The 12,260-nt window shown below is 32.5% G+C and carries 11 protein-coding genes and 1 other RNA gene; 6 read left to right on the top strand and 6 right to left on the bottom strand.

Annotation, left to right across the window (positions count from 1 at the left end; all coding sequences use genetic code 11):
* Positions 1–234: 234 nt before the first annotated feature.
* Entirely contained in the window at positions 235–471 is a 237-nt protein-coding gene (locus tag TD18_RS14125; protein ID WP_040253816.1) for a putative signal transducing protein, read from the top strand.
* Between the two features lie 74 nt (positions 472–545).
* Here TD18_RS14125 and TD18_RS14120 read toward each other — a convergent pair whose 3' ends face one another.
* Positions 546–1,139: a fasciclin domain-containing protein gene (locus TD18_RS14120; protein ID WP_040253815.1), complete on the bottom strand. Its 594-nt coding sequence runs from the start codon at positions 1,137–1,139 to the stop codon at positions 546–548.
* Between the two features lie 189 nt (positions 1,140–1,328).
* On the bottom strand, positions 1,329–2,954 hold the full coding sequence (locus TD18_RS14115; RefSeq protein WP_040254043.1) for an ABC-F family ATP-binding cassette domain-containing protein: 1,626 nt from the start codon (positions 2,952–2,954) through the stop codon (positions 1,329–1,331).
* Between the two features lie 187 nt (positions 2,955–3,141).
* Between TD18_RS14115 and TD18_RS14110 the strand changes: the two genes are divergently transcribed.
* On the top strand, positions 3,142–4,581 hold the full coding sequence (locus tag TD18_RS14110) for a TlpA family protein disulfide reductase (protein WP_052461193.1): 1,440 nt from the start codon (positions 3,142–3,144) through the stop codon (positions 4,579–4,581).
* A 53-nt stretch (positions 4,582–4,634) separates the two neighbouring features.
* Here TD18_RS14110 and fsa read toward each other — a convergent pair whose 3' ends face one another.
* The 3 genes from fsa to ffs all read right to left on the bottom strand — a co-directional run bounded on the left by fsa (position 4,635) and on the right by ffs (position 6,403).
* Complete coding sequence (fsa, locus tag TD18_RS14105) at positions 4,635–5,288, bottom strand: fructose-6-phosphate aldolase (RefSeq protein ID WP_040253813.1); 654 nt, start codon at positions 5,286–5,288, stop codon at positions 4,635–4,637.
* A 151-nt stretch (positions 5,289–5,439) separates the two neighbouring features.
* Positions 5,440–6,243, bottom strand: a complete 804-nt coding sequence (locus TD18_RS14100) for an SDR family oxidoreductase (protein WP_040253811.1) — start codon at positions 6,241–6,243, stop codon at positions 5,440–5,442.
* Between the two features lie 61 nt (positions 6,244–6,304).
* An RNA gene (gene ffs / locus TD18_RS17060) (signal recognition particle sRNA small type) lies at positions 6,305–6,403 on the bottom strand.
* Positions 6,404–6,490: 87 nt separating this feature from the next.
* Here ffs and TD18_RS14095 point away from each other — a divergent pair.
* The 4 genes from TD18_RS14095 to TD18_RS14080 all read left to right on the top strand — a co-directional run bounded on the left by TD18_RS14095 (position 6,491) and on the right by TD18_RS14080 (position 10,428).
* Positions 6,491–7,522, top strand: a complete 1,032-nt coding sequence (locus TD18_RS14095) for a glutaminyl-peptide cyclotransferase (RefSeq protein ID WP_040253809.1) — start codon at positions 6,491–6,493, stop codon at positions 7,520–7,522.
* A 1-nt stretch (position 7,523) separates the two neighbouring features.
* The gene (locus tag TD18_RS14090; protein WP_040253807.1) at positions 7,524–7,910 is read left to right on the top strand and encodes an acyl-CoA thioesterase; all 387 of its coding nucleotides are present in this window, start codon (positions 7,524–7,526) and stop codon (positions 7,908–7,910) included.
* 87 nt (positions 7,911–7,997) lie between these two features.
* Positions 7,998–8,741 (top strand): peptidase associated/transthyretin-like domain-containing protein, encoded by a 744-nt coding sequence (locus TD18_RS14085; RefSeq protein WP_040253804.1) that lies wholly within the window; start codon positions 7,998–8,000, stop codon positions 8,739–8,741.
* A 142-nt stretch (positions 8,742–8,883) separates the two neighbouring features.
* Positions 8,884–10,428 (top strand): hypothetical protein, encoded by a 1,545-nt coding sequence (locus tag TD18_RS14080; protein WP_040254040.1) that lies wholly within the window; start codon positions 8,884–8,886, stop codon positions 10,426–10,428.
* On the opposite strand, the gene TD18_RS14075 is transcribed toward TD18_RS14080, so the two are convergent.
* On the bottom strand, positions 10,425–12,161 hold the full coding sequence (locus TD18_RS14075) for an FG-GAP-like repeat-containing protein (protein ID WP_040253803.1): 1,737 nt from the start codon (positions 12,159–12,161) through the stop codon (positions 10,425–10,427). The genes TD18_RS14080 and TD18_RS14075 overlap by 4 nt on opposite strands.
* Between the last annotated feature and the right edge of the window lie 99 nt (positions 12,162–12,260).

The following is a 12,260-nucleotide window of genomic DNA, read 5'->3' as shown; positions in this document are numbered from 1 at the left end:
AATAACTATTATACATGAAAGAAGCCATATCCTAATATAGGATATGGCTTTTCAACAACCTAACTAAATCAATCAAAATATTATCTAGCGATAATCTATTTATTGTTTAACAAATATATATAATCTTTAAACAAAGACAATTTCTATTATTAAATATTTAACATTTTAATTTGGCAATTAAGTAGAATGGAATTGGTATAAATTTTGTAAATTACTAGTATAAAAAAGAATATTATGACTGATACGAATTATACAAAACTATTTTCTGGTAACTTCATCGTTGTTCAGATGTTAAGAGATCGACTTGAAAGCGTAGGAATAAGTCCAATTGTTAAAGACGAATCTGAATCTGGTCGTTTGGCTGGCTTCGGAGCTTCAATACAAGGTTTTCAGGAATTGTATGTTAGCAATGAAGAACATGTAAAAGCTAAAGCCATATTAAATGAAGTAAACCAAGAACTTAAAGCATAAAATAATAAGCCTCATCAAATTGATGAGGCTTATTTAACTTATTAATACATTCAAATTTTAAGTGCTTATAAAATTTAAGATTTTGGTAAAAGCACACTATCAACAACGTGAATCACACCATTGGATTGATTAACATCTGCAATAGTCACTTTTGAAGAATTCCCATTTTCATCAGTAACATATACATCTTTACCTTTAGTCCAAATCGTTAATGTACCTCCAGATACAGTTTTTACAACTGTTTTTCCATTACCTTTTTCTAGTAACTTAATAATGTCTTTTGCATTCCACTTTCCAGAAACGACATGATATTTTAATATCATTTGTAGTTGTTCTTTATTTTCTGGTTTTAAAAGTGTTTCAACTGTTCCTTTCGGCAATTTATCAAATGCGCTGTTAGTTGGTGCAAATACAGTAAATGGTCCTTCACTTGATAAAACTTCAACTAAATCTGCCGCTTTAACTGCTGCGACTAAAGTTGTATGATCTTTCGAGTTTACTGCGTTTTCAACAATGGTTTTACTTGGATACATTTCTGCTCCACCAACCATTTTAGTGTCTTCTTTCATCATTTTACTCTGTGCCACCAAATGTTGCCCAACAAATAGTGATCCTATTAAAAGAGAGGCTACGAATAATGCATTGCTAAATAATTTGTTTGTTTTCATAATTGTTAATTTATATGTTCACTTTATATACGAGAAAATATAAGTTGAGGTTTTATAAAAAGAGGTACTCATTGTATTTTTAAACTATAAATTATTTAAGTCTAACAAATCATTTTTTAGAATTAAGCCAAAAAAAATGTTGATATTATAATCATACCAACATTTAAAATTTATACTAAAAAGAAAGTCTTAAGCAGTAACCGTATACATTTTATCCCGTAATTCCTTTATCTTTTTATCACTCATATAATCATCAAAAGTCATGTAACGATCTATAATACCATTTGGCGTTAACTCAATAACTCTGTTAGCAACAGTTTGAGCAAATTCGTGATCATGTGTTGTAAATAAAACGGTTCCTTTAAAGTTTTTAAGTGAATTGTTAAAGGCTGTGATGCTTTCTAAATCTAAATGATTTGTTGGTTCATCAAGCATTAAAACATTTGCTCTAACCATCATCATTCGGCTCAACATACAACGAACTTTTTCTCCTCCCGAAAGTACGTTTGATGTTTTTAGAGCTTCCTCTCCACTGAAAATCATTTTTCCCAAGAATCCACGTATGTAGACTTCTTCGCGCTCTTCTTCAGTAGTTGCCCATTGACGTAACCAATCGACCAATGTTAAATTATTATCAAAATACTCACTGTTATCCAATGGTAAATACGATTGCGTTGTAGTAATTCCCCAGGCATACTTACCTGAATCAGCTGTTTCCTTACCATTAATAATTTGATAAAAAGCCGTTGTTGCTCTAGAATCTTTCGAAAAGACAACGACCTTATCTCCTTTATTCAAATTAATATCTATGTTTTTAAACAACGTGTCACCATCAATAGAAGCAGCTAAGCCTTCGATATTTAAAATTTGATCTCCTGCTTCACGTTCTCTTTCAAAAATAATAGCAGGATAACGACGACTAGAACGCTTAATATCGGCAATATTTAACTTTTCTATCATTTTCTTTCTACTGGTTGCCTGTTTAGATTTAGCAACGTTGGCCGAGAATCGTCTGATAAACTCTTCTAATTCTTTCTTCTTCTCTTCAGCTTTTTTGTTTTGTTGCGCATGTTGTCTGGCTGCTAACTGTGAAGACTCATACCAAAAGGTATAGTTTCCTGAAAAATGATTAATTTTTCCGAAGTCAATATCAGAAATATGCGTACAAACAGCATCTAAAAAGTGTCTGTCGTGAGATACTACAATGACACAGTTGTCATAATTAGCCAGGAAATTTTCCAGCCACGAAATAGTTTCGTAATCTAAATCGTTGGTAGGCTCATCCATAATCAATACATCGGGATTTCCGAAAAGTGCCTGAGCTAAAAGCACACGTACTTTTTGTTTTCCATCAAGATCTTTCATCAAGGTGTAATGAAATTCTTCTTTTATACCCAAGTTAGACAACATAGCTGCAGCATCACTATCGGCATTCCACCCATTCATTTCTTCAAATTGCACTTGAAGTTCCCCTATTTTTTCAGCATTCTCATCAGTGTAATCTGCATACAAGGCATCAATTTCAGATTTGAGCTTAAACAACGGTTTATTACCCATAATTATGGTTTCTAAAACTGTATGCTCATCATATAAGTTGTGGTCTTGTTCAAGTACAGACATACGTTTACCTGGCTCCAGGTGAACATGCCCAGAGGTCGGGTCTTGCTTTCCAGAAATAATCTTCAGAAAAGTAGATTTACCTGCACCATTTGCTCCAATAATTCCGTAGCAATTTCCATTATTAAATGTAGTATTTACTTCATCAAAAAGAACACGCTTACCAAATTGAACTGAAAGATTTGAAACTGATAACATAATATCTATTTTAATTTTTTGCAAAAGTAGAGAAATCAATCCATTGTAAGAAACAACTAGCATTAATTTATTTTTCAAGGAAATTCTATAAAACCATTGTATCTATAAGATTTAACAACGAATTAACAAGACTTATTATTTGCAAACTCTATTTTTGTTTGGTTATTGAACTACCTACAATATATTTATGAAATTTTATCTTTATACATTACTAACAAGCTTACTTATTTTTAGTTGTGAAAAATCTAAATCTGATGAAGGTGATTACGCATATTTTGGTGGTGAAATTATAAACCCAAGTAATAATTATGTGACTCTTAGTAATTCAAACGAAGAGAGAGATACCATTTACCTCGATAAAAGCAACCGATTTCTTTATAAAGTTAATAGTTTGAAGCCAGGTATTTTCACCTTCACTCATGGTGGCGAATATCAAACCATTTTATTAGAAGCAAATGATAGTTTATTGATTAGGTTAAATACTAATGATTTTGATGAGTCTTTAGTTTACACAGGCTCTGGTTCAAAAAAGAATAATTATCTAATCAAATCATTTTTAGATGATGAAATAGAAAATAAGGAGTTTAATACCATCAGACATTTAGAACCTGAGGTTTTTGTAGAGCACATGAAAAAACTCAGAAAACAAAAACTAGCGCACTTTGAAGAATTTTTGTCTAATAAACCTTCTTCTAAATTATTTGAAACCATCGTAAGATCGAGTATAGATTACAATTATTATGCATATCATGAAATGTTTCCTTTTGCGTATTACGGGAACAATAAATTGATTCATTTTAAGGATTTACCAGACGACTTTTACGATTTCAGAAGTGAAGTAGATCTTAATAATGAAGATTTAAGTAAGGTATACGCATACAACAGGTTTTTATTTTGGCATTTTAATAATATTGCCCTAAAACAATACTACATTGAAGGGCATCATGAAGCTTTTGACAGAATGGCCTTGGATTATAATATTGAAAAGCTAACACTTATCGATAGTACAATCACTAATGAAAAAATTAAAAATTATTTACTAAAACATAACATCAGAGATTTTGTACTTAATACAGATGATCGTGATGCAACCATCACATTGATCAATTATTATTTAGAGCGAAGTACTAATCCAGATGACAAAACCTATTTAAAAAGTCTGGTAGAATCTGCTAGCAAGTTAAAACCAGGTCGTTTGCTTCCTGACGCAGAATTAATTGACTTTAATGGCAATACCGTTGCTTTAAGTAAACTCATAGACAAACCTACAGTTGTATATTGCTGGTCTTCAATTTACAAGATGCATTCAAGAAATAGCCACTTTAAAATAAAGGAATTGAAAGAAAAATTTCCGGAAGTAAATTTTATAGCTATCAATTTTAATGATAATGATTTACATTACTGGAAAAAGACGGTGAGATCATTAAATTATCCTTTGAAAAATGAATACAAATTTTCTAATCCGTCTCAGGCATTAGATCAGTATGTTATTACTTTTTCGCACAAGATTTTTGTTGTAGATAAAAACATGGAGATCGTGAATTCTAATATTGAATTATTTAATGATGAATTAACTGAATGCTTAGAAAAAATGACAGCTTCATCTAACAAATTGAGCACAAAATAAAAACACCCTTAAAATCCGTTTTAAGAGTGTTTCCTATTTTAAATACTTGCCGTTTAGTTACCCTTTTTATAATCTGCTAAAAACTTTTCTAAACCAATATCGGTTAACGGATGCTTTAACAATCCAACAATTGAACTTAAAGGTCCAGTCATAACATCTGCTCCCAATTTAGCACAATCTATAACATGCATTGTATGACGAACAGATGCGGCAAGAATTTCAGTATCAAAACCATAATTATCATAAATCATTCTGATTTCTGCAATAAGGTTTAATCCATCTGTAGAAATATCATCTAAACGACCAATAAAAGGTGACACATAAGTTGCTCCTGCTTTCGCAGCTAATAAAGCTTGTCCGGCTGAAAACACTAAAGTTACATTCGTTTTGATTCCTTTATCGCTAAAATATTTACAAGCTTTTACGCCATCTTTAATCATTGGTAATTTGATAACAATCTGGTCATGAAGTTCTGCCAAGGCCTCACCTTCTCTTACCATGCCTTCAAAATCTGTGGAAATGACTTCCGCAGAGACATCGCCATCAACAATATTGCAGATATTAACATAATGCTTCATGATATTGTCATGACCTGTAATTCCTTCTTTAGCCATTAACGATGGGTTTGTAGTTACACCATCTAAGATGCCCATATCCTGAGCTTCTTTAATTTGATCGAGATTAGCTGTATCTATAAAAAATTTCATAAAAATGTGTTTTTGATTCTTCCTTTTTTCCGAGTTTAACTCTTTTAAAGAACTAACTTTATTGTGATTATTTCAGACGCGAAATTACAACTTAAACATAGCTTAATTGATATCTTTTTTTTAAAACATATCAACATCTAAAAATCGAATACTATAATTTGTAATGCTTAAGTAACAGTCTTTCGTATAGTTTATCTGGAAGAATCCGTTTTAAAACTATTGAGAACTTCTGCATAAAAGCACCAACTTTATAATGTATTTTTGGATTCGATGTATTGATAATCTTGTAAACTGCATTTGCCACTAAGGTTGGATCATTTCCATTGTCGACGTCTTCATTTATATTTCTTAAAACTGAACCATACTTTTTTTCATAAGGAGAACCAATGGTTACAGGTGCATGATAACGACCTGCAGCAATGTTAGTCGCAAAATCACCTGGAGCTAAGTTGCTCATAGAGATGTTAAAATCTTTTATTTCCATCCTAAAAGCTTCTGTAATTAATTCTAAAGCACCTTTGCTTGCACTATAAATTCCGCGATAGGGCAAACCCATATATCCAGCAATAGATGTAATATTTATTATCAAACCTGAGTTTTGCTGACGCATTTGCGGCAACACTGCCTTAATCACATTGATAGGTCCGAAAAGATTGGTTTCAAAATTACGTTTGATTTCTACATCTGGAATTTCCTCTATTGGACCTGTAATTCCGGCACCTGCGTTATTAATCAGAACATCTAATCGCCCAGAAATTTCAACTACATTTTTAATGGCTTTTGCAATTGAAGTTGTATCAGCAACATCTAAGGTTATTAGTTTGAATTTTGAAGCTGAATACCGTTCAGGATGTCTACTAGTGCCAAAAACAGTATAACCTTTAGAGATTAAAAATTCACCTATAGATTTTCCAATACCTGAAGAACCTCCAGTAATTAATACAACTTTAGACATAAATAAAATAAACTATTTGAAGTTAAAAATACAATATAATTAGGAAAGTATAGCGCATAAAAAAAGGCAAGCTACCTACATCACACCGCTACGACCGCGTACCTTTGCTTCGTTCCCGACCTGGAGGATTAAGCAGGAGCTGGTTGTGTAGGACTTGCCGACTGCAAAGATACAATCTTTTAATACTTTTGCAATGATTTTTTAAACCGAATTTTATTAAATAACTTGCATTAAAATTTGAAAAAAAATGTCGGCATTTAAATCTTTCATTCTCATTGCTTTATCCTTTTTGCTTATTACTTGTGGAAATTCAGAAAGCAAAAAAAATAACGTTTCAATTCGTACAAATGCCAAAGATAACGTCGTTAAGCTTGGTGAAACGGTTACATTTTCAATACATAATCCTGATAATGTCGATATCGCTTCTGTTCGTTATAAGCTCAACGGTAACACCATATCTGAATCTCTTCATTTGAAAAATCAAAAATTAGGTATTCAAACTGTAACTGCAACGATTGATTATGGCGATTCTAAAGAAGATGTTTCGACTAAAATCACAATCCTGAATAACCAGCTACCTAAAATCTATGGCTATGAAATTGTAAACATATATCCACATGATATCACTTCCTATACACAAGGCTTAGAGTTTCATAATGGTGAATTGTACGAAAGCACTGGTCAGTATGGGGAATCAAAAGTTAGAAAAGTAGATTATAAAACGGGTCAGGTTTTAAAAAATGTAGATTTAGCGCAACAATATTTTGGTGAAGGATTAACTATTTTAGATGATCGTGTTTATCAGCTAACCTGGAGAGAAAATACAGGGTTTGTATATCATGTAGATACGTTTGAAAAAATGAGTAGCTTTAAATACGGACAAAGCAAAGAGGGTTGGGGAATTTGTAATGATGGAACAACACTTTATAAATCCGATGGCACAGAAAACATCTGGTTGCTAAATTCTGAGACACTTGCGGAAGCCTCAAAATTGCAAGTTTATACTAATAAAGGTAAAATTATTGGTCTTAATGAAATGGAATGGATAAACGGAAAGATTTATGCCAATCGCTATCAAAAAAATGGCGTTGCAATCATAAATCCTGAAAATGGTGCTGTAGAAGGTGTCATAGATTTTTCGCCTTTACGTAAATTAGTCACCCAACATCAAGGTTTAGATGTGCTTAATGGTATTGCTTATAATTCTGAAACGAAAACCATTTTTGTAACCGGAAAGCGTTGGGATAAGCTTTTTGAAGTTGAAGTTTTTGAAAAATAGTATGTTAGTATTTGAAAAGCACATTACTGTTTCTTCTGAAGATTTAGATGCTCGTAACCATGTAAATAATGTGAGGTATGTACAATGGGTTCAGGATATCGCTGAAGATAACTGGATTGCAAATACTTCAACTGCTATAAGAGACAACTATTATTGGGTCATGTTAAGTCATTATATTCAATATAAAGCGGAAGCCGTTTTAGGAGATGACTTACTTTTAAAAACATATGTCACCAAATCTGAAGGGCTAAGATCTACACGTATGGTGGAAATTTATAACAGAAATACCAACAAACTTTTAACTACTTCTGAAACCATTTGGTGCTTTATGTCTCATAAAACCAATAAACCTACTCGCATCACTCAAGATATCATTGATTTATTCTAAATAACTCAGTGTTAAAATATCATAATCTTGTCTGTATTGTCAATCGATTTTTCTTAATTTGAAAGGCAAACCAATCGATTTCCATTCTTGAAAAAACTTGTATTTCTGATTTTAACGCTTTTGCCAATTCATATTATAGCACAAACTATTAATGGAAAAGTGTACGACGCAGAAACCACTGTAAAAGGCGCCTTAGTTGTAAATGTTACTCAAAACATCATGACGTATACCAATGACGAAGGTGATTTTACCATTGAAGCGAAACTAAAAGACACACTCTACGTAAGTTCACTGTTTCATACTAAAACATTTATTGAAATTAAAAACGTAGACTTTAATCACATCGTTGTGGTTGAAGTCAAAAAAACCTTAAATGAACTTGACGCTGTACTTTTAAGAGACGAACGTCAACGAAAATTTGATTCTATCAAAATGGCATCAGAATTCAAAAATCAAATCCGTGAAGACATCAAAAAGAATCCTATTCAGTACCAAGGAACTCCGAGTGGAAATATGGATTTTATAGCCATTATTGGCATGATTGGAAAGCTTTTTAAAAGTAAAAAATCTAAGGAAGCACCAACCATTCCTATAACTTACAAGGACTTTGATTCACTTTTTAATACGAATCCTTTTTTTAACAAAGCTTTACTGACTCTTGACTTAAATATTCCAAAAGAATACCATGCACTATTCTTTAATTATTGTGATGCCAAAGCAATCGATTCTAAATTACTAGCCATAAACAAACAGGTCGATTTGCTTGAAGAACTGGTTATTTGTAGTCAGGAATTTCAAAAGATTATTAAGGAATCGAAAAAAGACCATTAAATTATACGAATTATATCAAAATTTAGTTTTTATACTACAAATTGCTTCCAAAAGTTATATTTTTAATGCCTCAAGGCATGTTTGATTATTTGTGATACAAATGCTTAAACAAAACTTTAGTAATGAAGACCAAAAACAACAAATGAAACGAATACTTTATTTTGCACTTACTTTAACATTTATAACACTTTGGAGTTCCTGTCGTAAAGACTTTGACTTCGCTCCCAGCACTGGAAACCTAACGTTTTCTAAAGACACCGTTTACCTGGATACTGTGTTTGCTGATATTGGCTCAAGCACATACAATTTAAAAGTTTACAACAGAAGTGATACTGATATTTCCATTCCAAGTGTGCGATTATCACAAGGCGAAAATTCCAACTACAGATTAAATGTTGATGGGATGGCAGGTAAAGTTTTTGAAGATGTAGAACTTTTAGCAAACGACAGTTTATTCATTTTTATAGAAACCACATACAATACGAACGGAAATCCATTATCTGAATTACAATTTTTGGATACCGACGCTATAGAATTTGATAGTGGTACTAACCTTCAAAAAGTAGAATTGGTTACCCTTATTAAAGATGCCATATTTATATTTCCAGGACGTGATGAAGATACTCGAGTCATTGAAACTTTGACGTTTGATGTTGATGGCGATGGAACACCTGACCAAACCAATCTTCAGGGTCGTTTTCTCCAAGATGACGAACTCACGTTTACCAATGAAAAACCGTATGTGATTTATGGGTTTGCTGCAGTTGATGAAGGCGATGTACTTACTATTGAAGCTGGAGCTCGAGTCCATTTTCATGCGAATTCAGGATTACTAGTGACTAATAATGCGTCTTTAAAAGTCAATGGAGCATTAAGTACTGATCAGGATGTGTTAGAAAATGAAGTCATCTTTGAAGGTGATCGCTTAGAACCTCTATACGAAAACATTCCAGGGCAATGGTCAACGATTTACTTATTTAACGGTAGTGTAGCTAATGAAATTCATTATGCCACAATTAAAAACAGTACTGTTGGCGTGCTATGTGAACTTAATCAAGATGCTCCTAACGATAAATTAACGATAACGAATTCAAAAATTTATAATTCCAGTAATTTTGGAATCTTAGCTCGAGCAACGTCCATCAGAGCTGAAAATTTAGTCATAAATAATTCTGGTCAGTCCTCATTTGCAGGAACTTTAGGTGGAAAATATAACTTCACACATTGTACACTTGTCAACTACTGGGATACTAGTTTCAGACAGTTTCCCTCGGTATTACTGAATAATTTTCAGGTTAATGAAGATAATTCAGTAACAATAAATAATCTGGATGCTGCAAACTTCAATAACTGTATTATCTACGGAAATGACAATGCCGAAATTGATATCTTTGGTGACTCTGATGCTAACTTATTTTACAAGTTTACAGATTGTTTGATTCGTTATGATGTGAATGGAGACCCAATAGATTTCGATGATGCCGAGCACTACGACAATATTTTCTTGAATGACGAACCATCATTTAAATTACCATTTGAAAATGATTTACGATTGAATGAAGATTCTGAAGCCAGAGGCGTTGGAAATTCTATTTTCGCTGGTCAAGTTCCGTTTGATATTTTAGGAAACAGCAGAACTTCTACAACAGATTTGGGTGCTTATCAATTTGTACCTTCGGAAGATTAATTCAGTATAATTTTCTTAGTCAATTTAGAAGTTTCACTAGTGAATTGAAGCATATAAATGCCTTTAGAATTTTGACTTAAGTCAATGACATAATCTTTAGAAGACAATTGTTTTAAATATACTAACCTTCCTAAATAGTCGAAAATCTTAATCTCCGTTGGTTGATTCAAGCCTTTTATTTTAAGAACTCCATTGGTAGGATTAGGCGAAATGGCAATTGTATTGGTATTGAACTCTAAAGCAGATAATGTGCTACCTTCTTGAATGAACATGGTTTGATTCGGACTAATGTTTGTTAATACATCCTCTATCCCACTCAACCAAGACACTTTAACATAATCTACCGTCGTTGCATCACCAATGCCGAAAATTTCAGTAGCAGAGTTCTGACCTAAAAACGCTTCACCACAAAGCGTGTAGCGATACATGACTTTGTTATTGGCAGACACTTCAATCCAAGAGCCTATGCCGTTTTTATTACTCTGAACCCCTTCTAATTTCACCTTGAGCCAGTTATTAGTATCGTTTTGGTTATGCCAGAGAGAATGGTTATCTGGTGCTTGATTTGCAACAACAAAATCCTGAAAGCCATCATTATCTATGTCGCCTATGGCATTAGAAAAACTTTTAAATTCATCATTATCAAAGCCTGATGTTGTTGACAGTGTGTAGGTTAGATTATCTTGACATTCATAAAAAGCAGTCATCAGCAATCCTGAATCTGGATTGTCAACCATACTACTGATATATAGGTCTAAATCTGTATCATTATCAGCATCAAAAAAATTAGCTCCCCATCCAATGCTATTAAAACTCAATCCACTGACTATAGCCATATCATCAAAGGTTCCGTCACCATTATTTTTCAATAAATGATTTCCTTCTACCGTATTTGTTATATAAATATCTAACCATCCGTCGTAATTAAAATCAACAATAGTAGTAGACATGGCATTTGCAGCAATATTAGCTCCAGAAATTGCACTCACATCAGTAAACGTGCTATTACCATTGTTTTTGTAGAGAATGTTTGTATTAGCGAATCGATCATTTGACATATAGATATCTTGGAATCCATCGTTATCATAATCAAAAAATGAAGCACAAAAAGTTGAATGTCCAGTCAAACTAATGCCAGCAGCAAATGAGATGTCACTAAAAGTACCATCACCATTGTTACTATATAATTTATTTGGTATTGTTCCACTCACATCTTTATTAGACAAAAATAAATCCAGATCACCATCATTATCAATATCGCCAAAAGTTGCGCCATAGGTGTACAACACGGTGAAGTTTGAAAAACCAGCTGCAACAGTAACATTTGTAAAATTTAAGTTGCCATCATTTTGATACAGTAAATTATTTCCATCCAATCGTGTTACAAATAAGTCATTATCATTGTCATTATCATAATCTACCCAAATGACTTGCTTGGAATGTCCTGTGATTGTTATTCCATAAAATTCCTCTACAAGTTGACCACCATTATTTCTAAAAAAACGGACAGGATCACTTCCTTTGCAAGCTATAGTAACATCATCCCAACCATCATTATCGTAATCGAAAAAACTAACACCTCCTAAATTGTTACCAGTAGCAGTATTATTAATTAGACCTAAAGGGATAGCATTATTCTGAAAAAAAGCCTGAGAGCATACACTAAGAGAAAACAGACAACTGGAGAATAAGATGAGTCTTTTAAAAAGTTCCCTTTTAATTATTAACAACATAGCAACGGTAATAAATTATCATCTAAAAATAACATTTTTTTCAAAAAAGAAATATGATTCTGTTAATTCAATACCAAAACCAATAGTATTAACTTATGA

The sequence above is a fragment of the Psychroserpens mesophilus genome (assembly GCF_000826645.1).
GTDB lineage: Bacteria > Bacteroidota > Bacteroidia > Flavobacteriales > Flavobacteriaceae > Psychroserpens > Psychroserpens mesophilus.
The sequence above is the reverse complement of the archived record's forward strand: the minus strand, read 5'-3'. Positions and strand labels throughout refer to the sequence as shown.

What these genes read in the sequence shown, in the direction of transcription:
- fsa (WP_040253813.1), bottom strand. Translation starts at nt 5,288, where the DNA reads ATGAAATTTTTTATAGATACAGCTAATCTCGATCAAATTAAAGAAGCT.
- TD18_RS14100 (WP_040253811.1), bottom strand. Translation starts at nt 6,243, where the DNA reads ATGTCTAAAGTTGTATTAATTACTGGAGGTTCTTCAGGTATTGGAAAA.
- TD18_RS14080 (WP_040254040.1), top strand. Translation starts at nt 8,884, where the DNA reads ATGAAACGAATACTTTATTTTGCACTTACTTTAACATTTATAACACTT.
- TD18_RS14120 (WP_040253815.1), bottom strand. Translation starts at nt 1,139, where the DNA reads ATGAAAACAAACAAATTATTTAGCAATGCATTATTCGTAGCCTCTCTT.
- TD18_RS14125 (WP_040253816.1), top strand. Translation starts at nt 235, where the DNA reads ATGACTGATACGAATTATACAAAACTATTTTCTGGTAACTTCATCGTT.
- TD18_RS14095 (WP_040253809.1), top strand. Translation starts at nt 6,491, where the DNA reads ATGTCGGCATTTAAATCTTTCATTCTCATTGCTTTATCCTTTTTGCTT.
- TD18_RS14115 (WP_040254043.1), bottom strand. Translation starts at nt 2,954, where the DNA reads ATGTTATCAGTTTCAAATCTTTCAGTTCAATTTGGTAAGCGTGTTCTT.
- TD18_RS14110 (WP_052461193.1), top strand. Translation starts at nt 3,142, where the DNA reads ATGAAATTTTATCTTTATACATTACTAACAAGCTTACTTATTTTTAGT.
- TD18_RS14075 (WP_040253803.1), bottom strand. Translation starts at nt 12,161, where the DNA reads ATGTTGTTAATAATTAAAAGGGAACTTTTTAAAAGACTCATCTTATTC.
- TD18_RS14090 (WP_040253807.1), top strand. Translation starts at nt 7,524, where the DNA reads ATGTTAGTATTTGAAAAGCACATTACTGTTTCTTCTGAAGATTTAGAT.